Origin of the sequence: Microbacterium sp. NPDC056234 (assembly GCF_042267585.1) — a bacterium.
Taxonomy (GTDB): domain Bacteria; phylum Actinomycetota; class Actinomycetes; order Actinomycetales; family Microbacteriaceae; genus Microbacterium.
This window is the reverse complement of the sequence record NZ_JBHJTE010000005.1, coordinates 52,579-77,574: the sequence shown is the minus strand read 5'-3', so window position 1 is coordinate 77,574 and position 24,996 is coordinate 52,579. Positions and strand designations below refer to the sequence as shown.

Genomic DNA, 24,996 nt, shown 5'->3' with positions numbered 1-24,996 from the left:
GGCATGCCGGGATGGTGGGGACTCATCGCATTGGCCGTGCTGGTGGCCGGACTCGCTGTGGCACTGCTGTTCGCGCCGTCGATCCGCCGCCCTTCTCGTGTCCCAGGACAGTCAGTCTGGTTCGGCGACGCTGATCAGCTGCAGCAGCCCTTCGCCGGAGGAGGAGATCGAGGCCAGTACCGCCTGGGACTGCTGCGTCTCCTGGATGAGCGATCGGTACGCGGCCGTGACGGCATCTCGCTGCACCGGGTCGGCGACCTTGCCGCCCACGAGGATGCGGGGGACCAGGACGATTCCACCGGTGCGCACCAGTCGAAGGCCGTGCTCGACGTACTCGATCACGTTGTCGGGATCCGCGTCCACGAGGACGATGTCGTACGAGCCCTCGTTCATCCGCGGCAGCACGTCCGCGGCGCGGCCCGTGATGAACCGCGCGCGAGTGGTGGGGACGCGCGCCTCGGCGAACGCCTGGCGTGCGGCGGCGAGGTGTTCCGGTTCATTGTCGATGGATGTGAGCACCGCGTGCGGTGCTCCACGCAGCAGCCACAGGCCGGAGACGCCGGCTCCGGTGCCGATCTCCACGATCGTCCGCGCGTTCACGGCCGCCGCGAGAAGGGCGTACTGCGCTCCCACCAGAGCACTGACGGGAGCCGCACCGATCTCGTCGGCGCGTGCACGGGCGCGGGCGATGGCGTCCGGCTCCGCGGTGGCCTCGCGGATGTACCGCGCGTTGGCGTCGTGCTCGCTCATGGCATCTCCCGTGGTGGTGGTTCCCTTTCAGGTTACGGGCATGCCGCGTTCTCAGCGGGCAGGCGCGGCGCGGTAGCCTTGACCCATGGGGTTCGGACTCGACGTCGAGAAGCTGCTGGTGATCGGTTTCATCGCTGTGCTGCTGATCGGTCCTGAGCGGCTGCCGCACTATGCCGAGCAGTTCGCCAAGCTCGTGCGCCGAGGCGGCGAGATGCTGCGTGACACGAAGAGCCGTGTGCAGGAGGAGATGGGCCCCGAGGTCACCGACGTGGACTGGCGCAAGCTCGACCCGCGGCAGTACGACCCTCGGCGCATCATCCGCGACGCACTGTTCGAGGACACCGCGCCCGATGTCGCCGCGCCCGCTGCCGTAGCCGCGGCACCGAAGGCATCGCCCATCGATCCGGTCGTCCCGAAGGCGACGCCGGCGTTCACCAGGTCGAGCCCGCCGCCGTTCGATCCGGAAGCGACCTGACGACAGCAGCGCCGCCGGCCGGTTCAGCCGATCTTCGCGCGCAGGCGTTCGATGTCGGCGTCCGAGACCACCGCGCGCGGAAGAGCAGTCATCGCCGAGCTGTCGCGCAGCTGTAGCATCACGGCATCGGGCCCCGCCTTCATCCGACGAAACGCCGAGAAGGCGACCCTGGACGTGCCCCTCGCGCTCTCCACGCGCAGCTCGGTCTCGCCCACTGAGACCGAGACGCTCGTTCCCTCCGGCATCGTGGTCGCCAGGGATCGACGCACGCTCGTCATGGTGAGGATGACGTAGAGCAGCATCATGCCGGCGAAGAGGGCGGGCATGACGACCAGGCGCCCGGCTTGGGACGGCGCCTGGGCGAGTGCCGTCCCGAACGGGACGAGCGTCCAGAGCAGGCCTGCGCCCAGCAGCACCCACACGATGATCGAAAGGGGGCGGGTGAGCAGGAAGATCGTCGCATCGCGGGACATGCGGGTCAGCAGATCGCGATCCACCTGGACATATCGGGGCGCAGTGCTCATCCGAACATTCTCTCGCGGGAGACCCGGTCGCCGCTCACGCCGGCGAGAACGGAAGCGAGCGACCGGCCAGGCCGCGGCCCTTCGTCACGATGCGCTGGGCGAGCGCATCGATCGCGGATGCCGCGGCATCCGACGGGTCGTCGAGCACGACGGGGGTTCCGGCGTCCCCGCCGGCACGCAGCGCAGAGCTGAGGGGGATGGACGCCAGCAGTTCGACCCGATCCGTCGGTGCGGACAGTGCATCTGCCACCTCGGCGCCCCCGCCGGAACCGAACAGGTCGATCACGGTGCCGTCCGGCAGGGCGAACGCCGCCATGTTCTCGACGACGCCGATCACCCGCTGACCGGTCTGGCGTGCCACCAGACCGCTGCGGATCGCGACGTCTGACGCAGCGGACTGCGGCGTCGTGACGACGAGCACCTCGGCATGGGGGAGCAACTGGCCGATGGATATCGCGATGTCGCCGGTGCCGGGTGGCATGTCGATCAGCAGCACGTCCAGATCGCCGAAGAAGACGTCGGTGAGGAACTGCTGCACGGTGCGGTGCAGCATGGGCCCGCGCCACGCCACCACGGATTCGCCGTCGCGCAGGAACATGCCGATCGAGATGGTCTTCACTCCGTGCGCCACCGGTGGCAGCATCAGGTCGTCGATGCGGGTGGGCTGGGTTCCTGGGGGGATGCCGAGGAGCCCGGGGATCGAGAAGCCGTGCACATCGGCATCCACCAGCCCGACGGCGAGCCCTCGCTCGGCGAGGGCGACGGCAAGGTTCGCCGTCACGGTGGACTTTCCGACGCCCCCCTTGCCGCTGGAGACGAGGATGACGCGGGTCAGCGAGTCGGGGCCGAAGGGCATCTGACGCGCCGGGCGACCTGCGCGGAGCTTCTCGGTCAGGGCCTTGCGCTCGTCAGGCGTCATGACGCCGACGGTGACGTCGACATCCTCGATGCCGGGAACGGATGACGCGGCCTGTCGCACATCGGACTCGATGCGGTTCGCGGCGGGGCATCCGACGATCGTGAGCACGATGGCGACGCGGGCGACCTCGCCTTCCACGCTCACGTCCCGCACCATGTCGAGCTCTCCGATCGGTCGGCGCAGTTCGGGGTCGCTGACGGCTTCGACGGCGCGACGGACCTGTTCCGCCGTCATCGTCGCGGACGCCGCGTCGCGATGGGACCGGTGTGCGGAGACGGGTCCTGGCCGCCACCGGTGCCGTCTGCGGTGTCGTCGTCGAGTTCGGCGAGCAGAGCGCGCAGTTCCTGCCGCAGCACGTCGCGCGTGACGATCTGGGAGTTGCGCTCCTCGAGCGACAGCCGCAGCGCGACGATCTCACGGGCCAGGTACTCGGTGTCGGCGAGGTTGCGTTCCGCGCGCTGACGGTCCTGCTCGATCTGGACGCGGTCGCGATCGTCCTGACGGTTCTGCGCGAGCAGGATGAGCGGTGCGGCGTACGAGGCCTGCAGCGACAGCATCAGGGTGAGCGCGGTGAACCCCAGTGCGGCGTCGTCGAAGCGCAGAGTCTCGGGCATCAGCGTGTTCCAGCTGATCCAGAGCACGCAGAAGAGCGTCAGCAGCAGGAGGAACGCGGGCGTTCCCATGGCGCGGGCGACCCACTCCGTGAAGCGACCGAAGCGATCGCGCGAGGTCGGTCGCTGGCGCGTCGTGCCCCGCCCGAGCGGAGCGTCGAGGCGGGTGCGTGGAGTCCGCGCCATCATCGCGCACCGCCCCCGGCGGAGGACTCGTCGACGTCGTGGGTGCGCCAGTCGTCAGGGAGCAGATAGTCCAGCACGTCGTCGATGCTGATGGCACCGACGAGGCGCTGCGCGGCATCCACGACCGGGAGCGACACGAGGTCGTAGCTGGCGAGCATGCGGGCCGCCTCAGCTGCGGAAGCCGTGCCGGACACCGACTCCATGCTGTCGTCGATGATCGCGCCCAGTCGTTCGTGCGGCGGGTATCGCAGCATCCGCTGGAAGTGGACGACGCCCAGCAGACGTCCGGTGGGCGTCTCGAACGGTGGAAGCGTGACGAACACCGCAGCGGCGAGGGCCGGATGCAGCTCATGCCGACGGATCAGGGCGAGCGCCTCGGCGACCGTGGCGTCGGCCGAGAGGATGATCGGCTCGGTCGTCATGAGACCACCGGCCGTATCGGGCCCGTAGGCGAGGAGGGTGCGGACATCCTCAGCCTCCTCGGGTTCCATGAGCTCGAGCAGCTGCTCGAGCCGCTTCTTCGGAAGCTGCGCCAGCAGATCGGCGGCGTCGTCGGGTTCCATGTGGTCGAGGATGTCTGCGGCTCGTTCATCCCCGAGGCCGTCGAGGATGTGCACCTGCTCTTCTTCCGGCATCTCTTCGAGCGCATCGGCGAGACGGTCGTCGGGAAGCTCTTCGGCGACCTCGATCATCCGCTTCTGCGGAAGGTCGAGCAGCGTGCTGGCGAGGTCGGCGGCGTGCAGTTCGGAATACGATGCGACCAACTGCTCGGCGGACTGCGCCTCCCCTGGCGTGCGCTCCTCAGCGACCTCGTTCCAGGCGGCGAAGGCGGTCGGACCCTTGGCGAACGGGGAGGCGCTCGTCTTGGGCTTGCGCAGGAAGAGCTGCGTGATGCTCCACTCACCGAGGCGGTTCGGTTCGATCGCGACATCCTCGATCACCGCCGTGCCGCCGCCGTCGACGAAACCGACTCGTCGGCCGAGGAGCTCGGCCAGCACCCGGAGCTCGCCGGGGCGGGGTTGGAAACGGCGCACGTTGATGAGCCCGGTGGAGATCACCTGACCGGCGCGGATCGAGGTGACGCGTCCGATCGAGAGGAACACATGCCGCCGGCCCGGGATCTCGATCACCAGTCCGATCACGCGCGGTGCGGCCGAACTTCGGTACACGATGACGACGTCCCGGACCTTGCCGAGCCGGTCGCCCACGGGGTCGAAGACGGCGCAGCCGGCAAGGCGCGCGACGAATACCCGTTGAGTGCTCACGCACCCAGCGTAGTCCGGGAGGACCGCCGAGAGGGTGTACAGCTCCCGCCCCTGGTGCGCATGGAAGAATGGACGGATGACCATGCTGAACCGCCCTGCAGACGGTGCCGACATCGGTGAGACCGTTGCCTCGATGCGCGAGTACGAACGCGCGCAGAAGACGGTGTCGCAGCTCATCGCCGGTGAAGTCCCCGCGCGGGACATCGCGATCGTCGGCCAGGGCGTCCGCACGGTCGAGAAGATCACCGGGCGACTCGGCTACGCGGCGGCGGCGCGCTCCGGGGCGATCAACGGTCTGCTCATCGGGCTCCTGCTCTCGGCGATCATGGTGCTGGGCACCCCCGATGCACCGATCCAGCTCTTCGTCGCGTACCTCTTCATCGGTGTCGCGATCGGCATGCTGCTGAGCCTGGTGACCTTCGCGATCGTCCGCCGTCGGCGTGATTTCGCGAGCGTCACGCAGCTCGCCGCCGATCACTACGAGGTGACGGTTCTGCCGACGTCCCTCGCGAAGGCCAGGCAGGTGCTGGGCGGAGGTCAGCGCCCTGCGGCAGCTCGACCGCCGGTCAACCTGGACGAGCCGCCGCGCTACGGCGAGCGGGTGACGCCTGGGCAGTCTCCGGACGGCTCCGCGCCCGCAGGCCCCGTGCCGGCGTCGTCTGCGCCTTCCGTGACCGGCGCCCAGCCGGTGATCCCGCCGCGACCGGCAGACCCGCGTCCCCGGTATGGCGAGCGGGTCGCCGACGCGCCTGCGACGAGCACGTCGCCCACCGCGCCGACGCAGCCATCCGCCCCCACTGACGAGTCCGCGCCCGTCGAGGCGGAGCCGGACGCCCCCGAGGCCGGCGCCGATGCTCCGCGCAAGCCCGTGAGCGACGACTGACCCATGTCCTCCGAGCCGCTGCGCATCGACGTGGCGCTGCCGAGCGGACCGGTGACGATCCCGGCATCCTGGTCGCCGCCGACCGGTGACGCGGACCGCGGCACCGTCATCATCGCGCACGGCGCCGGAGCCGGGATGGATCACCCGTTCCTGGTCGGGCTCGCAGCCGCGTTGAACGACGACGGCTACGCGACCGTGCGGTTCGATTTCCCCTACCGTGCGCAGGGACGTCGCATGCCCGGCCCGGCCGCGCATGCGATCGCGGCCTGGAAGGCCGTCACGAGCGCTGTTCGGGCGCGAACGGACGGCCCGGTGTGGGCAGCGGGGAAGTCGTACGGCGGACGGATGGCCTCGATGGCGGCGGCGGAGGGCATGGATGTCGCTGGACTCGTCTATCTGGGTTATCCGCTGCATGCGCCAGGCAAGCCCGAGAAGCCGCGGGCGGAGCATCTCCCCGCGGTCATGGCGCCTCAGCTGTTCATCGAGGGAACCATCGATCCGTTCATCCAGCCGCTGTCGCAGTTCGAGGAGGTACTCGCGACCTGCCGCGACGCACGGGTCGCGTGGATCGACGGGGGAGGGCACTCCTTCGAAGTGAAGGGGAACAAGCGGCCTTCCGACGTGATCGGCGCCTCGCTGGCCCCGCTCGTGACGGAGTTCGCCGCGCGGTTCGAGTGACGTCTGCCACGATGGTCGGGTGAGCCTCGACCGCATCGCCCTCATCTCCGACGTGCACGGCAATCTGACGGCGCTCGACGCCGTGCTCGCCGACATCGCGGGTCGCGGCATCCATCGGGTGTTCAACCTCGGCGATACGGCGGGGAAGGGCCCGCGCGGAGAAGCGGCCGTGCAGCGCTGCCGCGAGGCGTGCGAGGTGAACGTGCGGGGCAACTGGGACGATTTCCTCCGTTTCACCGCCGAGGACGCACCGGAGGGGATGCGCTGGTGGCACGCTGAACTGTCGGCGGAGAGCCTGGCATGGCTCGGGGCTCTCCCGCTCAGCCACGATCTGCTGATGAGCGGCCGACGGATCCGGCTGTTCCACGCGTCGGCGGAGAGCCCGCACAAGCGCGTGCACTTCCATCACACCGAGGAGCAGTTCTCCGGGATGTTCGCGAACACGGAGATGACCGGCGACGGTCCGGTACCGGACATCGTCGGCTACGCCGACATCCACGACGCCTACATCGAGTCGACCGAGCAGAGGACGCTGTTCAACGTGGGCAGCGTCGGCAATCCGCTGGACGTGCCGGAGCCGTCCTACGTGATCCTCGAGGGTGTTCTGGATGCCGAGCTGCCGGCGCCCTTCGGCATCCAGTTCGTGCGGGTCCCGTACGACGTCGAGGCCGAGATCGCCGTGGCGGAGTCGCTGCGCATGCCGACCAGGGATGTCTGGGCCGTCGAACTGCGAACCGCCGTCTACCGCGGGCGCCAGACGTGACCGGGTTCCATCACGTCGAGGTCTGGATCGCCGACCGGACCGGAGATGCTGCGTGGGAGTGGTTGCTCTCATCGCTGGGCTTCGTGCGGGAGCAGGAATGGTCGGAGGGGATGTCCTGGGCCGCCGGAGGCGCCTATCTGACGCTGACGACGTCGCCGAATCTGTCTGCGTCCGAGCACGACCGTCGGCGCCCCGGGGTCAATCATCTGGCGTTCCACGGCGGCTCGACGACGCAGGTCGACGCTCTCATGGCCGCCGCGCCCGCGCAGGGGTGGCATCCGCTGTACACGGATCGGTACCCGTACGCCGGCGGCGAGGACCACTACGCCGGCTGGCTGGAGAACGCGGCCGGGTTCAAGGTCGAAGTCGTCGCCGAGCGCTAGTGTGGCGGGCATGCCTCTCGCCCTCGTCACCGGCGCCGCGCGTGCGAACAGCATCGCCGCCGGCATCGTTCCCCGCCTGCGCGCCGACGGCTGGGAGGTCGCGACCAGCGACCTCACGGACGCCGACTACCCCTGCGACCTCGCCACCCCCGAGGGACCGGACGAGCTCATCGCCGCCGTCGCGCACCGGCGCGGTCCGGTCTCGGCGCTCGTCCTGTCCCACGCGCACGACGTCGAATCCGGCATTCTCGACACGCCGGCCGAAAGCTTCGACCGTCACGTCGCGATCAACGCGCGCGCGAGCCTGCTGCTGATCGCGGCCTTCGCCCGCCAGGTCCCGGATGCCGGGGGAGCCGTCGTCGCCCTCACAAGCGATCACACCACCGGCAACCTGCCCTACGGCGCCTCCAAGGGAGCACTCGATCGCCTGGTGATCTCGGCCGCTCGAGAGCTCGGCCCGCTCGGCATCTCGGCGAACGTCCTCAACCCGGGTCCGATCGACACGGGATGGATGCCGCAGGGCTTCGCGGAGTCGATCGTGCCCGCGCATCCGCTCGGGCGCATCGGGACGCCGACGGACATCGCGGCGTTCGTGTCTTTCCTGGTGTCGCCGGAAGGGCGCTGGGTCTCCGGTCAGCTCCTGCACGCCGACGGCGGGTTCTCGGCGCGTTACTGACGGCGGGTCAGGCGGTCGTCAGCTCGGGATCCTCCAGGAGGCGGCGCATCGTCGACAGGCCGAGTGCGCTCATGGTCGGATTCGACTCGGCGTAATACCAGCCGAGGCCCATCGCCTGCTGGAGCGACCAGGCCGCACCGCGCAACCATTCCCTGTCGTCGACCTCGAGCGCGCTGCGCAGGCGAGCACGGCGCCGAGCGTCGAAGAGGTGCCACGCCGCGACCAGGTCCAGTGCGCGATCCGCCGGACCGAAGGAACCGCTGTCCAGCACACCCGCGAGCCTGCCGCCCTCGACGAGCAGATTCGGTGGCGTCAGGTCGCGGTGCGACATCGAGACGGCATCCGATGCTCCGAGTTCGCGCAGTCGCTCCCACAGCCCGCGGGCGCGGGCGACGTCCAGCAGGTCGCCGCTGCGGGCGAAGCATTCCCGCATCCATTCGTCGTGATCGCGCAGGTCGCCGCCTCGCCCGCGTCCGTCGAAGGACCGCGCCCCCACCGGCACAGCGCGAAGCGCGGCGATGAGCGCGACGACATCGTCGACCAATGTCTCCGAGTCCTCGAACGCATCGTGAGTCGCCGGAGTACCGTCGACCCAGGTCTGCAGGCTCCAGGCCGAGGCATGCCGCTCGGTGGGAGCGGCCACACCGACCGGCTTCGACGAGCGGAACGGATTCGCCGCGGCGAACTCCGCCATCGCTTCGGCCTCCTGCTGCAGCTCCTCCGCGGGCACGGGGTCGAACGGGAATCGGGCCACGAGCTTGTCGCCGACGCGGAACAGGGCGTTCACCGTCCCCGCCGATGCGAGCCGGTTCACGGCCAGGCCGCGCAGATCATCGAACTGCTCGGCGATCAGTCGCGCCGCGATCTCCTGGTCGATGTGCATGCCATCCCTCAGTCGGAGAACCCGGACCGATCGCCGCGGGCGGCGGGTCGCGTCGCACCGCGCACGGCTTCCGACGGTCCGGGTTCTCGCGTGCCGAATGTCCTGATCAGCCCTGGACGCGTGCGATCCAGGCCTCGACCTCGTCGGCCGTGCGCGGAATGCCTGCGGACAGGTTGACCGGTCCGTCCTCGGTCATGACGATGTCATCCTCGATCCGGACCCCGATGCCTCGCAGCTCCTCCGGGACGGTCAGATCGTCGATCTGGAAGTACAGGCCGGGCTCGATCGTGAAGACCATGCCGGGTTCGAGGATGCCGTCGTAGTACATCTCGCGGCGGGCCTGAGCGCAGTCGTGCACGTCGATGCCCAGATGGTGGCTGGTGCCGTGGACCATGTAGCGGCGGTGCTGGCCGCCCGCATCGGAGTCCAGCGCCTCCTCGGCCGTCACCGGCAGCAGACCCCACTCCGCGACGCGCGCGGCGATGACCTGCATGGCCGCTTCGTGCACGGCGCGGAACGGAACACCGTTCTTCGCGGCGGCGAATGCGGCGTCCGCGGCCTCGCGGACCGTCTCGTAGACCTTGCGCTGCACGGGCGTGAACCTGCCGTTCACCGGCAGGGTGCGGGTGATGTCCGCGGTGTACAGGCTGTCGGCCTCGACCCCGGCATCCACGAGGATGAGATCGCCGGGGACGACCGTTCCGTCGTTGCGCGTCCAGTGCAGGTAGCAGGCGTGCGGTCCGGATGCCGCGATCGTGTCGTATCCCTCGCCGTTTCCGTCCTCGCGGGCACGGCGGTGGAAGACGCCCTCGACGACGCGCTCGCCTCGCGCGTGGGTCGCGGCGTCGGGCAGGACGCGGATGATGTCGTCGAACCCCTGCGCGGTGATGTCGACGGCGCGGCGCATCTCGGCGACCTCGAACTCGTCCTTCACGAGCCGCAGTTCCGAGACGAACTGCGCGAGATCGGCGTCGTCGAGGGTCACGTCGTCATCACCGGCGGCGAAGGCGGCGAGGTGGTCGGTCGCGATCGCGAGGTCGGCGGCGACGCCGGCGAGCGACGGCCGCGGGCCGATCCAGAACTCGCCGACCGTGGCGTCCGCGTAGAACTCGGTCGTCGTCCGGTCGGCGCGTTCGCGGAAGTACAGGGTGACGTCGTGTCCGGCATCCGTCGGGTCGAACACGAGCACGGAGTCCGGCTCGGCATCCGCGGCCCAGCCTGTCAGGTGGGCGAACGCGGAATGCGCGCGGAAGGGGTAGTCCGTGTCGTTGCTGCGCTGCTTGAGCGAACCGGCGGGGATCACCAGGCGCTTGCCGCGGAACGCAGCCGAGACCTTCTCGCGGCGTGCGGCGGCGTACGCCGCCTGGGCTCGCGGCGCGGGAAGCGACTCGGGGCGCTCGGCCCATCCTGTCGAGATCGTATCGAGGAAGCCGCGCGGGAACGGCTGCTTGCGGTTGGTGACGGGCGCCTTCGCCGCGTCTTCTTCGGTGGCCTGTGCGATCGTGTCGCTGGATCCGGTGCTCATGCCTCCAGTCTCTCACTCCGCGCCGCCGCGTAGGGTGGATGGGTGAGTCAAGACAGCACCGCTCAGCGCCCGTCACCGGCCGTCACCATCGTCATCGACGCCGCGCTGGTCGTCGTCTTCTGCCTGCTCGGCGGGCTCTCGCACTCACTCGGCGAACCGGATGCCGTGGCCCGCATCGTGTCGTCGATCTGGCCGTTCCTGGCGGCGCTCGTCGTCGTGCACGCCGTCGCCCTCGCGACGCGTGTCGATGCCGCGCGGGTGGTGCCCGGAATCCTGATCTGGATCGTCACCCTCGGTGGCGGAATGGCGCTGCGGGCGCTGACCGGGCAGGGTACGGCCTGGGCCTTCGTCGTCGTCGCGGCCGTGACTCTGGCGATCTTCCTGATCGGCTGGCGCCTGATCAATCTCCTGGTGCAGCGGCGCCGGTCGCGCTGAGTGCTCAGCCGGCCGGTTCGAGCTGGACGACCAGCCCGCGGTGATCGCTGCCGTCCGCGTCGAGTACGACCGAGCCGGTCGGCTCCCAGGTCGGGCTGGCCATGATGTGATCGATCGGCGCGCCGAGCAGTTCGGGGTAGGACGCCGGCCATGTCGCCACGGCCCCGTTGCCGGTCCTCGTGGCCGCATCGCGGCAGTAGCCCATGTCGCCGCCGTCGACGCCGAGCGACGCCATGTGGTCGATCGTCGCGTTGAAGTCTCCGGCGAGGATGAAGTCGCCCTGCGGGCACTGATCGGCGATCCAGGCGAGATCGCTCTGCCAGCGCTGCATCGCCTCGGGGCGTGGCGCGACGGCGTGCACCGCGACGACGGTCGGCCCGTCGCCGTCGACCGGCATCACGACCGCGCTCGGCACGGAGCTGGTGTTGCTGGTCCCGTCCACGGACGATTCGATGACCGAGTAGTCGCCCAGGTCGGGGGAGATGAGAATCGTCGTCTGCCAGGCCTGCGGGCCGTTGTCGACGTCCGGATTGAACTGCACGTGGTGCACCCACATCGGGTGGCCCTGCTCGCGCAGCATCACGGCGATGCGCGCGCCGACGGATTCGGCGGTCTCCGGGAGCGCCACGATGTCCGCGTCCTGCGCGAGGATCTCAGCCGCGATGTCGTCCGCCGGGATCGCTTCGCCCGCGGTGTTCCAGGTGAGCACGCGCACGGAGCCGTCGGTCTTCTCCGGGAGGGCATCGACGCCGAGACCGCGCACCGCGCCGATGGCCGCCGTCGCTCCGGCCCCGATCACCGCGACGATCAGGATCGACGCCGCGAAGCCGCGCAGCGGCCTCGCGAACAGGAGAAGCAGCGAGATGACGGCGACGACGCCGAACGCGGCTGCGACGGCGCCGCGCACGGCCACGAGCTGCGCGAACGGATAGGTCTGCTCGAGTCGGAAGAACTGCGGCCACACCACGACAGCCGTCGCCATCGCGAACAGCACGGTCAGCAGAATCCCCAGTACTCGGAACATCGCCCATCAGCCTACGGGCGCGATCTGTGAATCGACTGGCGCGCGGGGTCGGCGCGCCTCGCGCATGCGGCGGGCGATACGCTCATCAGATGAGGAGTGCGCAGCGATTCGAGGGCCCGAACGACCTGCACCTGCACTCGAACCACTCCGACGGCACCGAGTCGCCCGCCGAAGTCGTGCGGCAGGCGCACGCCCACGGCATCCGCACGCTCGCACTGACCGACCACGATCGCACCACGGGATGGGACGAGGCATCGCGCGCCGCCGGTGAACGCGGGATGACCTTCCTCCCCGGCATGGAGCTGTCGGCCAAGCACGAGTGGCGCAGCGTCCATGTCCTCGGGTACCTCTTCGATCCGGTCGATCCCGCGCTTGCGGCCGAGACCGACCGCATCCGCGGCGACCGCATCGGTCGAGCCGAGCGGATCGTGCGCAGCATCGGCAGGGACTACGACCTCGACTGGGAGGACGTGGTCGCCCAGACGATGCAGGACGCCACGATCGGCCGCCCGCACATCGCCGACGCGCTCATCGCCCGTGGCATCGTCCGCGACCGGGCCGAGGCGTTCGACGGCATCCTGCACCCGCGCGAGGGATACTACGAGCCGCACTACGCGCCGGATCCGCTGACCGCGGTGCGGCTGATCACCCGCGCCGGGGGAGTGGCGATCATCGCGCATCCGGTGACGGCGGGCCGAGACCGGATGATGCCGGTGTCCTTCATCGAGCGCCTCATCGCCGAGGGACTGGGCGGGTTCGAGATCGATCACCGAGAGAACACCGAGGACGGCAAGCGGCTGCTGCGCGCGATCGCGGCCGAGCACGACCTCCTCATCACCGGATCCAGCGACTACCACGGCGCGGGCAAGCCCAATCTTCCCGGCGAGAACACCACGTCAGATGAGATGGTGGCGCGGATCATCGACCGCGCCACGGGAACTCAGCCGCGCTACGCCTGACCCGGGCGAACTGTCGGCAAGCTCCCGGCGATCTGTCCGGCGCTGCCGATAGGTTGTCCGGCATGCAACGGGCGACATCCCTGGAACGGCGCATCGACGAGGTCGCCCATCGGCTGCTCAGAGATGCCTCCGCGAGCGGCATCCGCGCCGGTCTCATCGAGTTCGCCGTGTTCGTGCTCAAGCAGGCGTGGGCCTGCGTGTTCGGCGCCGCCCTGCTCGTCGTGATCGTGGCGGCGCGCCTGTGGTACCCGGATGACGCGGTCATCGCGCGCAACGATGCCCTGACCATCGCCGCAGTACTGATCCAGCTCGCCATGCTCGTGTTCCGGCTGGAGACCGGTCGCGAGCTGTGGGTCATCATCCTCTTCCACCTCACCGGGACGGCGATGGAGCTGTTCAAGACCGACGTCGGGTCATGGATGTACGCGGCCGACGGCGTGCTGCGCATCGGCGGGGTGCCCCTGTTCAGCGGGTTCATGTACGCGGCGGTGGGCTCGTACATGGTGCGCGTGCACCGGCTGTTCGACCTGGGATTCGTGCGCTACCCCCGGCGCTGGCTCACCACGGTGGTCGCCGTCGCCATCTACCTGAACTTCTTCACGCATCACTTCTGGTGGGATGCCAGGTGGGTCCTGCTCGCGGTGGTCATCCTGCTCTGGCTGCCGACGGTCATGTACGCGCGGGTGTGGCGACGTGTACTCCGGCTGCCGCTGCTGCTCGTCTTCGCCGGCGTCGCGGTGTTCATCTACCTCGCCGAGAACATCGGCACCTGGGCCGGGGCGTGGGCGTATCCGGACCAGGTGGTCGCGTGGCAGCCGGTCTCAGCGAGCAAGCTCGGATCCTGGTTCCTGCTCATGATCATCTCGGTGGTGATGGTCACCTGGGTGTATCCGCCGCGGGTCCCGATCACTCCCGGGTCGGCAGACGACCAGGGGCGGATGCCGCAGCATCCGCCCCTCGATGAAGAGTCTCAGGCGCCGGCGGCCGGCGTCTGAGGAACCGATCCGCCACCGGATCCGCCGCGCCGGCGACGGCGGCGGCGTGCCGGAGCCGGCTTGCCGTCGTGGTGCTCCTTGCCTGCACCGTCGTGGGTGCCGGCGCCCTCGGCGCTGCGGTCGGTCGACGGGACGTCCTTGGGAGTCTCGTGCTTCGATGCGTCGCCCTCGACGAACGTGGACCCGACGGCATCCTCGGCCTGACGACGACGGCGACGGCGACGCGTGGTGCCGTCCGATGTGCCTTCGGCCGCCGCATCCGCCGCCTTCTCAGGGCGCTGGCGCTGCGTCTTGACGGTCTGCGTCTTCGGCGCGGTCGTGAGACGGCCCTTCGTGCCCTCCGGGATGTTCAGGTCGCTGTACAGGTGCGGGCTCGACGAATACGTCTCGATCGGTTCGGGCTGACCGAACTCCAGGGCGCGGTTGATGAGAGCCCACTTGTGCAGGTCTTCCCAGTCCACGAACGTGACCGCGATGCCGGTCTTGCCTGCACGACCGGTGCGGCCGGCGCGGTGCAGATACGTCTTGTCCTCGTCCGGGATGGTGTGGTTGATGACGTGGGTCACGTCGTCCACGTCGATACCGCGTGCAGCGACATCGGTCGCAACGAGCACGTCGCGCTTGCCGGCCTTGAACGCCGCCATCGAGCGCTCGCGCTGCTCCTGGCCCATGTCGCCGTGCACTCCGCCGACGTTGAAGCCGCGGTCGCCGAGCTCGTCGACGAGGCGCTGGGCAGCACGCTTGGTCCGGGTGAAGATCACGGTCTTCCCGCGGCCCTCCGCCTGCAGGATGCGGGCGACGACCTCGTCCTTGTCCATCGAGTGCGCGCGGTACACCAGGTGCTTGATGTTCGCCTGGGTCAGCCCCTCGTCCGGGTCGCTCGCACGGATGTGGATCGGGTTCGACATGAAGCGGCGCGCCAGCGCGACGATCGGGCCTGGCATGGTCGCCGAGAAGAGCTGCGTGTGCCGTTTCTCGGGAACCTTCTGGAAGATCTTCTCGATGTCGGCGAGAAAACCGAGGTCGAGCATCTTGTCGGCCTCGTCGAGAACGACCTCTGTCGCGTTGGAGAGGTCGAGCAGGCGCTGTCCTGCGAGGTCGATGAGTCGACCGGGCGTGCCGACGACGATCTGCGCGCCCGCCTTGAGCTGGTCGATCTGACCCTCGTAGGCCTTGCCGCCGTAGATGGCGACGACGCTGGTCGAGCGGTTGCTCGTGAGCAGGTCCATGTCCTCGTAGACCTGGACGGCGAGCTCGCGGGTCGGCACGACGATGAGCGCCTTGACGCCCGGTTCGGGGTTCTCTCCGAGGCGCTGGACGACGGGGATGCCGAAGCCGAAGGTCTTTCCGGTTCCGGTCTTGGCCTGACCGATGATGTCCTGACCTGGCAGTCCCAGGGGGATGGTCTGCTCCTGAATGGGGAACGCGTCCACGATGCCCTTGGCGGCGAGGGCGTCGACGATGTCCTGATCGATGCCGAGTTCGGCGAAGGTTGTCACGATGTGATGTTGCCTGTCCGGCGGCCCGTGCGCGGGGCGCGCCACGTAAATACGGATCCACGCCGTCTCATGTGCCACAGGCGCGGGACCCTGCTCCGATGGCAGGGCGTGCGTCCAGCCTACCCGAGGGGCCCGTCGCCCCTGGTAGGGCGGATGCCGAGCCCGCGAGCGGGTCGGTAGTCTGAAGTCCATGGTTCAGTGGTTCTGGCAGCGCAAGGCGCCGCGGCGCACGCTCACTCTGCGCAGCCGCGGGGAGGACACCGGCGCGACGCGCATCGACTTCGCCGAGCTGGCTCCGGAGGAGGCGCGCTTCCTCGGTCAGGCTGCGTATCTGCAGTTGGGCTACTTCGAGACGCTCAGCCGTCTGATCCGCGCCACGCCGGAGCTCAGCGAGAAGGAAGCCATCTCGCGCGCGGCGGGTGCGGCCCTGGACAAGCACCGCGGCATCGTCGATCTCATCGCCGAGCGCGGCGACGATCCCACCGAGCTTATGCTGCCCTTCCGCGAGAATCTCGACGCGTTCCGCCGCAAGACGATCGGCGCGCGGCCGCGGGAGACGCTGCTGGCGGTGTACATCACGGCCGGCATGCTCGACGACTTCTATCTGGCGCTGGCCGGCAGCTACGGGGAGACGGGCCGCAGGGTGGCGGAACTCCTGCGTCAGGACGACCACGGCGATGAGATCGTCGCGATCCTCACGGCGACGATCGAATCGGATGCCGAATGGCGATCGCTGCTGTCGATGTGGGCGCGTCGGCTGGTCGGAGACACGCTGCTCGTCGCGCGCTCGGCGCTGCGTCCGGAGCGCCTCGTCGTGGATGACGACCGCATCGAGCCGGTGTACACCGAGTTGATGGGCGCGCATGCGCGCCGGATGGACGCCATGGGCCTGGCGGCGTAGCCGCCGGGATCCCTAGATGCCGAGTGCGGCCTTCTTCTCGGCATCCGAATGCGTCCGCGTGGCCGAGAGAGCGAGCGTCACGACGGCGGCCACGGCGAGCGAGCCGCCGATGCTGGCCAGCCACAGCCAGAAACTGTCCTGGCCGACGCCCGCCCACTGCATCCCGGTGTAGACGATCGCCGCGACGGCGGTCGCGATGCCCGGCGTCACCACCACGCCGCGCAGCTCGCGGGACGGCAGCAGGAAGTGCAGCGCGATACCGAGTGCGCACGCCGCGATGAGCGCGAGGAGGATGTACATGTCAGGCGAAGAAGCCGACGCGGCGCGATTCCTCGTTGCCGAGTTCGATGTAGGCGAGGGTCGCCGTCGGGATCAGGTAGGAGCTGCCCTTCACATCCGTGAAGCTCACGTGCGTGGCGTTCTGGTCCAGCGCGGATGCCACCTGCGTGCGCACCTCGTCGGCGCTGGAGGCGGTCTCGAAGTTCAGCTCACGGCCGGTGTTGACGATGCCGATGCGGATTTCCACGCGTACTCCTTGAAGATCGGGGACTGAGGCAACTCTACCCCGCTGCCCGCACCGGGGATCGGCCGCGCCGAGCTGTTTCGCCCACGGCGCACAACGCCGCCGCGAAGGCGTGTCGGCGTGCCCCGCTACCGTGGAGGATATGACCCAGGATGCCGCGCAGACCGCCGTGATCGAGGCGCCGCTGGACGCATCCGCCGTCGTGATCGGGGCGCCGGGAACGGGTAAGACGCATGCGCTCATCTCCCGGGTCGCGGCGCTGCTCCGTACGCACGCGCTGCCACCGGAGGCGCTGATCGTGCTGACTCCGAGCCGGCAGGCGGCGACCCAGCTGAGGGACGCGATCGGCGTCCGGACGCGGCAGGCGACCCCCGGTCCGCTCGCCCGATCGCTGGCCTCCTTCGCGTTCCAGATCGTACGAGGGGCGACCGTTCACGCCGGGATGGAACCGCCGGCGCTGCTCACCGGTGCCGACCAGGACCGCATCATCGCCGATCTGCTGGAGGGCGATGCGGTCGACGAGAACGACGGCGAGCCCTCGCGCTGGCCTGCGCAGCTCAGCCCGACGATGCGTTCGTCCACGGGGTTCCGCTCTGAGTTGCGCGCGTTCCTCGCGGAATGCACCGAACTCGGCGTCGATGCCGACGAGCTGAGCGCTTCGGATGATGAGATCTGGCGTGCCGTCGGCAGCTTCCTGCGCGATTACCGCCAGGTCCTCGGCGGCATGCGCGCCGCGCATCGCGACATCCCCGATCTCGTCAGCGAGGCGGCAGCGCTGCTGCGCGACGCGGAGCCGCAGACGCTCGGGCCGCTCGCTGCGCTGCGCATCGTGCTCATCGACGATGCGCAGGAACTGACGCGCGGCGGCATCGAGCTCGTCCGAGCGCTGCGTGCCAGGGGAATCGCGGTGTGCGCGTTCGGCGACCCGGACATCTCCTCCGGCGCCTTCCGCGGTGCGACGCCGCAGCTCTTCCACGAGCTCGCCGCGATGCTCGAGCGGGTGCACGTCCTGGATGTGCCGCATCGCCAGACGACGCCGCTGACCGCACTCACCCGCACCGTGACGCAGGCGATCGGGGTCGCCGGCCGCGTCGACCACCGGCGCGCCCCCGAGCACACGGCCGAGGGCGCGGCGAAGACCGTCGCCACGTTCGTGGCCTCCTCGCCGTACGAGGAGTTCGACCGGATCGCGGGGGTGCTCAGGGACTGGCATCTCTCGCACGGTGTCGCCTGGAGCGACATGGCGGTCATCGCGCACGACACCCGCCAGGTGTCCGCCCTCGAGACGGAGCTCGCCGCGCGCGAGGTGCCGACGCGGGCCGCCGGGGTTCAGCGCCCGCTCGGCAGCGAGGGCGTCGTGCGCGACATCGTCGGGGTCGTCCGGCTTGCCCTCACGCCCCCGGAGGAGCGCGAAGTCGACACGCTGACCGAGGCGTTGCGCACGCCGTTCGGCGGCATGGATGCGGTCGGACTGCGGCGCCTCCGGGCCCGGCTGCGCCATCTCGAACTGGCCGACGGCGGTGCGACGCCCGCGGGTGAGCTGCTGCGGCAGGCGCTGATGCACCCCGCGCACTTCGACCGGATCGACGCACCGGAAGCGCGGGCGGCCGACCGTTTCGCGGCGACCCTCGTCGAGGTGGCGGACGCGGCCCGCGCGGGCGAGACGATCCACGAGCTGCTCTGGCGGGTCTGGGATCGTTCGCGCGGACTGGACGGCGCGCGGCTGGAGAAGTCCTGGCGTGCGGCGGCCGAGCAGCCAGGAGGGGGCGAGGTCGCTCGCGCGCTCGACAGCCTCGTCGCGCTGTTCGATGCGGCCAAGCGCTTCGTGGAGCGCTCACCCGAGGAGAAGCCGGCGGTGTTCATCCACGACATCCTCGACAGCGAGGTGCCGGAGGACACGCTCTCCACGCCCGATCGTCCTGGTCTGGTCACGCTGCTGACACCGGCGACCGCTCTGGGCGGCGAGTTCGAGGCCGTCATCGTCGCGGGGGTTCAGGACGGCGTCTGGCCGAATGTGCGCCTGCGCGGCGGGATGCTGGGCACCTGGCGTCTCGCGGACGCGGTGACCGCGGCGCGCACCGGAATCTCGAACCCGGCACCCGGCGTGCTGGACCGCCGGCGATCCGCATTGCATGACGAGCTGCGGCTGTTCGTCCGCGCCGTCTCGCGGGCGCGCTCTCGGCTGCTGATCACGGCCGTCGACGACGACGACATGACACCCAGCGGTTTCTTCTCGTTCCTCCCGGCGCCGGACGCACCGGAACTGCATCCGTCGGCGGAGCATCCGCTCACGCTGCGCGGACTCGTCGCCCGTCACCGGCGCGCCCTCACGACTTCGACGTCAGCCAGGGTGCGGGACGAGGCAGCGGCCCAGCTCGCGATCCTGGCGAACGAGGGGGTCGCCGGCGCCCATCCGGACGCCTGGTACGGTGTCGCGGCCCCATCGACGCTCGCGCCGCTGCACGACCTGTCGGTCGAGGCCGCCCGTGTGTCGCCGTCGCGGATGGAATCGTTCGAGGAGTGCGAGTTGAACTGGGTCGTCTCGGCGCTGGGCGGCGACACGGTGCTTCCGCCGTCGGCCGGGATCGGCACGATCGTGCACGAGGCGATGGAGAAGGTCCCGGACGGCGACCTGGAGCGCATGCGTGCGATCCTCGCCGAGCACTGGCCGGAACTGGATTTCGAAACGGCCTGGATCGGCCGGAAGGAGCGCCGCCGAGCAGATCAGTACATCGACCGGCTGCACACGTATCTGGACGATGTGGCGGCAGAGGGCGGACGGGTGCTGGCCAGTGAGGTCGAGTTCCGCTTCGCGGTCGACATCGCCGGGTCGATCGCGAACGATCATGATGCGGAGTCCGCGCTCCCCGCGCCCGCCGTGCATGCGCTGACCGCGGATGCCGGACCGAACCCGCACCGAGCGGTCGTGCACGGGTTCATCGATCGTGTCGAGGCCTATCCGCCCGGTGCAGGCGAGCACGCCAAGGCGCGAGGACAGAAATGGGAGCGGATGGCTCAGGGCACGGACGCCGGGCGTGTGGTCGTCGTCGATCTGAAGACGGGGAAGTACGAGCCGGAGAGCGAACAGAAGGTCGCCGATCATGCGCAGCTCGCGGCGTATCAGGTGGCGGTGCAGCAGGGGCTCGTCGATGGCGCCGACCCGGCCGCACTCACCGGGGCACGGCTGGTCCTCGTCGCCAAGACCCTGGCGGGCAGCGACTATCGAGTGGCCCACCAGCACACACTCGACGAACAGGCGCGCACGGTGTTCCTGAACCGCATCGCGGATGCCGCGCGAGGAATGTCCGCGAGCAGTTTCACGGCGCAGGTCGAGGCCCACTGCGCCGACACCCAGTGGCGTGTGCAGCCGTGCCGCATCCACACCGTCCCGGCGGTGAGCTCATGACGAACGCCGCAACCACCGCCACCGTCGGCTGGGCCACGGCCGGACACGGCATCTCGGCGACGGACGTCGCCGCGGCGCTCGGTCTGCCGACGCCGACGCCGGCGCAGCAGCGTGTGATCGAGGCGCCCCCGACTCCGGCGCTCGTCGTCGCGGGGGCCGGCAGCGGCAAGACCGAGACGATGTCGGGCCGGGTGGTGTGGCTGGTGGCCAACGGGTACGTCCGCCGGGACGAGGTCCTCGGCCTGACCTTCACGCGCAAGGCCGCCGGCGAACTCGCCGAGCGCATCGGCGCGCGTCTCGCTCTGATCGACGAGTACGGTCGCAGAGGTCTGCTCCCGCACCTGGCGGAGATCGTCGCGTCCGGCGCGCTGGGACGAGTGGATGCCGCGGCCGGGGGACCGCAACGCGAAACGGTGCGCAGGCAGGTGCTCGACGAACTCGCGCTCCGCTACGAGACGGGGTGGGATCCGGCAGCCGCCCGGACCGCCGAAGACCTGCTGATGCGCCCGCGGGTGTCCACCTACAACGCGTTCGCGGACTCGATCGTGCGTGAGCATGCCGCCAGGATCGGCCGAGATCCCGATGTGGCCATGCTGAGCCAGGCGGCTTCGTGGATGCTGGCACGAGAAGTCGTACTGCGAGCTGACCTGCCGGGTCTCGAGGAGATCGACCGTGCGGTCGGGGGCGTCGTCGACGCCGTGCAGCGCCTCGCCGGCGATGCGCTGGATCACCGCGCAGACCTCGATCGCGCGGACCGGATCGCGGTGCGTCAGGCCGAGGAGTTCGCCCCGTACACGAGCGGAGGAACCGGCGACATCGACAAGGCGACCGCGAATCTGCTGGCCCTGCCGACGCTGACGACGCTGGTTCGCGAGTACATCGCCGAGAAGCAACGGCGCGGTGTGCTGGACTTCGCGGATCAGGTGGCCGGCGCATTCGACATCGTCGAGTCCTCGCCCGATGTGCGCGACGAGCTGCGCGAGCAGCACCGGGTGGTGCTGCTGGATGAGTATCAGGACACCTCGGTGATCCAGACCCGGTTCCTGGCTGCGCTCTTCCGCGATACCGCCGTGATGGCGGTCGGGGATCCGCACCAGTCGATCTACGGCTGGCGGGGCGCCAGCGCCGACAATCTCTATGCCTTCTCGCGGACGTTCGCCGAGTCGGCGACGACCGACACCTACAGTCTCATGACGAGTTGGCGCAATGATGCCCGCATCCTCGACGTCGCGAATCGAGTGCTCGCACCGTTGCAGCGACCAGGCCTCGACGTTCCGCCTCTCGAGCCGCGCCCCGGTGCAGGCCCCGGCTGCGTCGATGTGCGATTTCCGCTCACGGTCGACGACGAAGCGGCGGATGCGGCCGCGTGGTTCGCCGAGCGCCGTGCCGCGCACGTCGGTGCGAGACCGCACACCGGTGCCGTGCTGTTCCGCTCCAAGCGCCACATGCAGACGTTCGCGGCGGCGCTCGCCGCTCGCGGCATCCCGCACCGCATCCTCGGGCTCGGCGGCCTGCTGACGACTCCGGAGGTCGTCGACGTCGTCTCGGTGCTGCGCGTGATCCACGATCCGAACGCGGGCTCCTCCTTGATCAGGCTTCTCGTCGGGCCGCGATTCGGCATCGGCGTGGCCGATATGGCGGCGCTCCACGGCCTCGCGGGCGAACTGGCCAAGCGGGACAGCGGCCTGCTTCCGCTGCCGGAGGACCTGCGTCAGCGGATCCGCGCCTCCCGCGGAGCCGACGAAGCGGTCTCGATCATCGACGCTGTCGATGTCGTGCGGGGACTCCGCGACGACTATCGGCTCATCCAGAGCATCACTCCCACCGGCCGTGCCCGGCTTCGCGCGGCCGGGGAGATGCTCGAGCGACTCCGCCGTGCCGCCGCTCAGCCGCTCCCCGAACTCATCCGGCTGATCGAGCTCGAACTGCGACTCGACATCGAACTGGCATCGAACGAGACACGCGGCCCCGCACGTGTCGCGGCGACGCAGCTGCGTGCATTCTCCGATGAGGTCCGCGCCTTCCTCGCCGCCGATGACCGGGGGACCATCGGCAGCCTGATCGCGTGGCTGGACAAGGCCGAGAGCACCGATGAGCTCATGCCGCGCCCTGAGCCTCCGGAGCCGGGTGTCGTGCAGCTGCTCACGATCCACGGCTCGAAGGGCCTGGAGTGGGATGCCGTCGCCGTGGTCAGGATGGTGGATGACGAACTCCCTTCCCGCCCGTCCGACACGGCCGGCTGGTTCGGATTCGGCGTGCTCCCGTTCGCGCTGCGCGGCGACGCCGAAGCCCTGCCGCGGTTCAGCTGGATCCCGCCCACCGAAGAGCAACTGGATCCGGTCAAGCGGAAGAAGGCCGGTATCGCATCGTTGACCGGCAAGAGCGCGAAGACGCCAGGATCGCTGACGGTCTTCAAGGACGCGTATCGCGATTATCAGAAGCAGGAGGAGCGCCGGCTCGCCTATGTGGCCGTGACCCGTGCCCGCACGGATCTGCTGCTGACGGGTTCGCACTGGGCCGGACAGAAGACGCCGCGCAAGCCGTCGCCGTACCTGGAGGAGGCGTTGGAGACCCTCGGACTCACGGTCCCTGGCGACCCGGGGGAGGAGAACCCTTACGACGGTCCGGGAAAGACCAGTCACTGGCCGCTGGATCCGCTGGGTGCCAGGCGCCGGGTCGTGACCACCGCGGCGGATGCCGTGCGCACAGCGCTCGACGGCGCGGCTTCCACGCCATCGCCCGAGCTGTCGCGCCTGCTCGCCGAGCGTGCAGAGCGGCAGAACGGCACCGTCGCGGACGCACCGACGCGTGTTCCGGCCTCGCGCTTCAAGGACTACGTCACGGACTACGACGGCACGGTGCGCTCGCTCGCCCGTCCGATGCCGGAGCGCCCCTATCGCCAGACCCGTCTGGGGACGCTGTTCCATGCCTGGGTCGAGCATCGGTCGGGGCTCGTCGGGTCGGGGCGTGCTCCCGATGCCGCGCTCTGGGAACTGGACGAGGAGCAGTCGGACACCCAGGAGGGCTCGGCCGCGGATCAGGCCGACATGGCACGACTGCAGGAGATCTTCGAGCGCAGCGAATGGGCTGATCTGCAGCCGATCGCCGTCGAGATCGAGATCGACTTCGCGCTCGGGATCCACAACGATGACCCCGCGTCGGACCTCGCACCGTCGGATGCCGCCGGTCACATCGTGATCTGCAAGCTGGACGCCGTGTACCGTCGCGCCGACCGCGGGGATCGTATCGAGATCGTCGACTGGAAGACCGGCAAGGCGCCGCGCACGGCGGCCGAGAAGGACGAGCGGATGCTCCAGCTCGCGCTGTACCGCCTGGCCTACCACCGCCGTTTCGGCGTTCCGCTCGAGGAGATCGACGTCGCGCTCTACTACGTCGGCGACGACCTCGTCATCCGGGGGGATCGGGTCTATTCGGAGGAGGAGCTGGTCCAGCGCTGGAGCGCGGCCCGCGCCGCTCGCTGAGCCTCGTCCTCCGAGGTCTCGTCCTCGCGATCGGATGCGTGGGAGGCGGGCTTCTCGCGGTCGCCCTCGGTCGGCAGAGGGTCAGACTGGACGAGGTCGGTCAGATCCGCGGTGGCATGCGGATCGCCGACGACTTCGGCCTCGGCGGATTCCAGCCACAGATCCTCCGGGTTGTAGGCGTCGGTCTGCATCGACGTGTCGACCTCGGAGGTCGGCCGTTGCGGTACCCGATCGAGGGCTGCCAGGGCGGAATCCACACCGTCGCCGCGCTCGGCGATCACCGCGAGGTCGTCGTCGCGCAATCCTTGCGCGAGGGAATCGAGCAGCGCAGCGGCGTCATCGACGATATCGGGACGACGAAGTGCATCACCGTGCACGAGCCACCGGGCGAACTCGAGCTCGGCCGTCAACCGCGCACGCACCCCGATGGCGGCGTCCGGTTGACGGTCGGATGCCTCGGTGTACGCCGCCTGCACATCGGCCGCGGCATCCGGCGCCGACGACAGCCAGGCCAGATCGACCGCAGGGTCGCCCAGCGCGAGACCGTGCCACCCGACGACGCCCGTCACCTGCGGACCTTCGGCCGGGTCATCGGTGAACACGAACGATGTCGCCTGGATTCCACCGAGCGTGACCGCCGATTCGAAGCGCCACAGCTCGTCGTCGTCGGTGGCCTCGCGCCAGCGCACGGTGAGCCGTGCCGGGACGCGCCCGGTGGACGCCGCCCGATCGACGAGCTGGCGGATCTCGGCGCGCACTTCGTCGGCCGAGCGGGCCGGAAGGCCGGCCGTGCGCACGACGGAGGCCGGGAGCGCGTGAATGGCCGCGATCGCGCGTCCCATCGACACCGCGGCTCCCCGGCCCGCGGGGATGTCCGCGGCCTCGACGAGGAAGCCGTCGAGCAGCTCGGTCACCAGGGCTCGACCGTCGCCCAGCCGAGTCTCTCCGACGTACTCCGGCGCGCGGAACGGCAGGATGGCTCGTGCACCCGGAGTCAGGGCGCGCAGGGCAAGGGCCTCGGCGGCGAGCTCCCGCGCGGTGTCGTCGGCGTCCGCGACGCGGATCGCGAGTTCCCGGCCATCGGCGAGCGAGGCGACCGCGGAATCGAAGCGTCCGTCCCCGCCCGCGGTGAGAGCGCGCGCACCCGTGACCTCCGCGCCGGGCAATGCCGCCGTCACCGCCGCCGCTAGAGTGAATGCAGAGCGAGCCATGCCCCCAGGTTAGGTCGGCCGCACGTCCCATCCGTCCACG

The 24,996-nt window shown here is 69.9% G+C and carries 24 protein-coding genes; 12 read left to right on the top strand and 12 right to left on the bottom strand.

What is annotated here, in order from left to right:
- Positions 1 to 111 precede the first annotated feature (111 nt).
- Positions 112 to 750 (bottom strand): O-methyltransferase, encoded by a 639-nt coding sequence (locus ACFCYE_RS14115; protein WP_376179675.1) that lies wholly within the window; start codon positions 748 to 750, stop codon positions 112 to 114.
- A gap of 85 nt (positions 751 to 835) precedes the next feature.
- Between ACFCYE_RS14115 and ACFCYE_RS14110 the strand changes: the two genes are divergently transcribed.
- A complete protein-coding gene (locus ACFCYE_RS14110; RefSeq protein ID WP_376179674.1) occupies positions 836 to 1,225 on the top strand; it encodes a Sec-independent protein translocase TatB in 390 nt (129 codons plus the stop codon).
- 23 nt (positions 1,226 to 1,248) lie between these two features.
- Here the strand turns inward: ACFCYE_RS14110 and ACFCYE_RS14105 are convergent, their stop codons facing one another.
- From ACFCYE_RS14105 to ACFCYE_RS14090, 4 genes are read right to left on the bottom strand one after another with little or no spacing between them, the layout of a single operon-like run.
- A complete protein-coding gene (locus ACFCYE_RS14105; protein WP_376179673.1) occupies positions 1,249 to 1,749 on the bottom strand; it encodes a YcxB family protein in 501 nt (166 codons plus the stop codon).
- A gap of 34 nt (positions 1,750 to 1,783) precedes the next feature.
- Positions 1,784 to 2,902, bottom strand: coding sequence for an Mrp/NBP35 family ATP-binding protein (locus ACFCYE_RS14100; RefSeq protein WP_376179672.1), 1,119 nt, complete (start codon positions 2,900 to 2,902; stop codon positions 1,784 to 1,786).
- Positions 2,899 to 3,465 carry a DUF1003 domain-containing protein gene (locus tag ACFCYE_RS14095; protein WP_376179671.1) on the bottom strand — a complete coding sequence of 189 codons (567 nt, stop codon included), beginning with the start codon at positions 3,463 to 3,465 and terminating at the stop codon, positions 2,899 to 2,901. Before ACFCYE_RS14095 ends, ACFCYE_RS14100 begins: the two co-directional genes overlap by 4 nt.
- Positions 3,465 to 4,730: a magnesium transporter MgtE N-terminal domain-containing protein gene (locus ACFCYE_RS14090; protein WP_376179670.1), complete on the bottom strand. Its 1,266-nt coding sequence runs from the start codon at positions 4,728 to 4,730 to the stop codon at positions 3,465 to 3,467. The genes ACFCYE_RS14095 and ACFCYE_RS14090 overlap by 1 nt, the downstream gene beginning before the upstream one ends.
- A gap of 76 nt (positions 4,731 to 4,806) precedes the next feature.
- Here ACFCYE_RS14090 and ACFCYE_RS14085 point away from each other — a divergent pair, with 76 nt between their 5' ends.
- The 5 genes from ACFCYE_RS14085 to ACFCYE_RS14065 are packed head-to-tail and all read left to right on the top strand — an operon-like array spanning position 4,807 to position 8,113.
- A complete protein-coding gene (locus tag ACFCYE_RS14085) occupies positions 4,807 to 5,613 on the top strand; it encodes a general stress protein (protein ID WP_376179669.1) in 807 nt (268 codons plus the stop codon).
- Positions 5,614 to 5,616: 3 nt separating this feature from the next.
- Positions 5,617 to 6,291: an alpha/beta fold hydrolase gene (locus tag ACFCYE_RS14080; protein ID WP_376179667.1), complete on the top strand. Its 675-nt coding sequence runs from the start codon at positions 5,617 to 5,619 to the stop codon at positions 6,289 to 6,291.
- A gap of 19 nt (positions 6,292 to 6,310) precedes the next feature.
- The gene (locus tag ACFCYE_RS14075) at positions 6,311 to 7,054 is read left to right on the top strand and encodes a metallophosphoesterase family protein (RefSeq protein ID WP_376179666.1); all 744 of its coding nucleotides are present in this window, start codon (positions 6,311 to 6,313) and stop codon (positions 7,052 to 7,054) included.
- On the top strand, positions 7,051 to 7,437 hold the full coding sequence (locus tag ACFCYE_RS14070; protein ID WP_376179665.1) for a glyoxalase: 387 nt from the start codon (positions 7,051 to 7,053) through the stop codon (positions 7,435 to 7,437). Before ACFCYE_RS14075 ends, ACFCYE_RS14070 begins: the two co-directional genes overlap by 4 nt.
- 10 nt (positions 7,438 to 7,447) lie before the next feature.
- Positions 7,448 to 8,113 (top strand): SDR family oxidoreductase, encoded by a 666-nt coding sequence (locus tag ACFCYE_RS14065; RefSeq protein WP_376179663.1) that lies wholly within the window; start codon positions 7,448 to 7,450, stop codon positions 8,111 to 8,113.
- A 7-nt stretch (positions 8,114 to 8,120) separates the two neighbouring features.
- Here ACFCYE_RS14065 and ACFCYE_RS14060 read toward each other — a convergent pair whose 3' ends face one another.
- Positions 8,121 to 8,996 (bottom strand): phosphotransferase, encoded by an 876-nt coding sequence (locus ACFCYE_RS14060; RefSeq protein ID WP_376179661.1) that lies wholly within the window; start codon positions 8,994 to 8,996, stop codon positions 8,121 to 8,123.
- 106 nt (positions 8,997 to 9,102) lie between these two features.
- Positions 9,103 to 10,521: an aminopeptidase P family protein gene (locus tag ACFCYE_RS14055; protein WP_376179660.1), complete on the bottom strand. Its 1,419-nt coding sequence runs from the start codon at positions 10,519 to 10,521 to the stop codon at positions 9,103 to 9,105.
- Positions 10,522 to 10,563: 42 nt separating this feature from the next.
- Here ACFCYE_RS14055 and ACFCYE_RS14050 point away from each other — a divergent pair, with 42 nt between their 5' ends.
- Entirely contained in the window at positions 10,564 to 10,956 is a 393-nt protein-coding gene (locus tag ACFCYE_RS14050) for a DUF3054 domain-containing protein (RefSeq protein ID WP_376179658.1), read from the top strand.
- 4 nt (positions 10,957 to 10,960) lie between these two features.
- On the opposite strand, the gene ACFCYE_RS14045 is transcribed toward ACFCYE_RS14050, so the two are convergent.
- Positions 10,961 to 11,980, bottom strand: a complete 1,020-nt coding sequence (locus ACFCYE_RS14045; RefSeq protein ID WP_376179657.1) for an endonuclease/exonuclease/phosphatase family protein — start codon at positions 11,978 to 11,980, stop codon at positions 10,961 to 10,963.
- A gap of 89 nt (positions 11,981 to 12,069) precedes the next feature.
- On the opposite strand from ACFCYE_RS14045, the gene ACFCYE_RS14040 reads away from it, so the two are divergent.
- Both ACFCYE_RS14040 and ACFCYE_RS14035 read left to right on the top strand, forming a co-directional pair.
- On the top strand, positions 12,070 to 12,939 hold the full coding sequence (locus ACFCYE_RS14040; protein WP_376179655.1) for a PHP domain-containing protein: 870 nt from the start codon (positions 12,070 to 12,072) through the stop codon (positions 12,937 to 12,939).
- Positions 12,940 to 13,001: 62 nt separating this feature from the next.
- The gene (locus tag ACFCYE_RS14035; protein WP_376179654.1) at positions 13,002 to 13,934 is read left to right on the top strand and encodes a DUF817 domain-containing protein; all 933 of its coding nucleotides are present in this window, start codon (positions 13,002 to 13,004) and stop codon (positions 13,932 to 13,934) included.
- On the opposite strand, the gene ACFCYE_RS14030 is transcribed toward ACFCYE_RS14035, so the two are convergent.
- On the bottom strand, positions 13,910 to 15,433 hold the full coding sequence (locus tag ACFCYE_RS14030; RefSeq protein ID WP_376179652.1) for a DEAD/DEAH box helicase: 1,524 nt from the start codon (positions 15,431 to 15,433) through the stop codon (positions 13,910 to 13,912). The genes ACFCYE_RS14035 and ACFCYE_RS14030 overlap by 25 nt on opposite strands.
- A gap of 190 nt (positions 15,434 to 15,623) precedes the next feature.
- On the opposite strand from ACFCYE_RS14030, the gene ACFCYE_RS14025 reads away from it, so the two are divergent.
- Positions 15,624 to 16,334 carry a ferritin-like fold-containing protein gene (locus ACFCYE_RS14025; RefSeq protein WP_376179651.1) on the top strand — a complete coding sequence of 237 codons (711 nt, stop codon included), beginning with the start codon at positions 15,624 to 15,626 and terminating at the stop codon, positions 16,332 to 16,334.
- 12 nt (positions 16,335 to 16,346) lie between these two features.
- On the opposite strand, the gene ACFCYE_RS14020 is transcribed toward ACFCYE_RS14025, so the two are convergent.
- A complete protein-coding gene (locus ACFCYE_RS14020; RefSeq protein ID WP_376179649.1) occupies positions 16,347 to 16,634 on the bottom strand; it encodes a hypothetical protein in 288 nt (95 codons plus the stop codon).
- Between the two features lies 1 nt (position 16,635).
- Positions 16,636 to 16,860 carry a DUF3107 domain-containing protein gene (locus tag ACFCYE_RS14015; RefSeq protein WP_376179648.1) on the bottom strand — a complete coding sequence of 75 codons (225 nt, stop codon included), beginning with the start codon at positions 16,858 to 16,860 and terminating at the stop codon, positions 16,636 to 16,638.
- Between the two features lie 139 nt (positions 16,861 to 16,999).
- Here ACFCYE_RS14015 and ACFCYE_RS14010 point away from each other — a divergent pair, with 139 nt between their 5' ends.
- Both ACFCYE_RS14010 and ACFCYE_RS14005 read left to right on the top strand, forming a co-directional pair.
- A complete protein-coding gene (locus tag ACFCYE_RS14010; protein ID WP_376179647.1) occupies positions 17,000 to 20,263 on the top strand; it encodes an ATP-dependent helicase in 3,264 nt (1,087 codons plus the stop codon).
- Positions 20,260 to 23,745 carry a UvrD-helicase domain-containing protein gene (locus ACFCYE_RS14005; RefSeq protein WP_376179645.1) on the top strand — a complete coding sequence of 1,162 codons (3,486 nt, stop codon included), beginning with the start codon at positions 20,260 to 20,262 and terminating at the stop codon, positions 23,743 to 23,745. Before ACFCYE_RS14010 ends, ACFCYE_RS14005 begins: the two co-directional genes overlap by 4 nt.
- On the opposite strand, the gene ACFCYE_RS14000 is transcribed toward ACFCYE_RS14005, so the two are convergent.
- Positions 23,691 to 24,956: a phosphotransferase gene (locus ACFCYE_RS14000; protein ID WP_376179643.1), complete on the bottom strand. Its 1,266-nt coding sequence runs from the start codon at positions 24,954 to 24,956 to the stop codon at positions 23,691 to 23,693. The two genes, ACFCYE_RS14005 and ACFCYE_RS14000, sit on opposite strands and share 55 nt — an antisense overlap.
- Positions 24,957 to 24,996 lie beyond the last annotated feature (40 nt).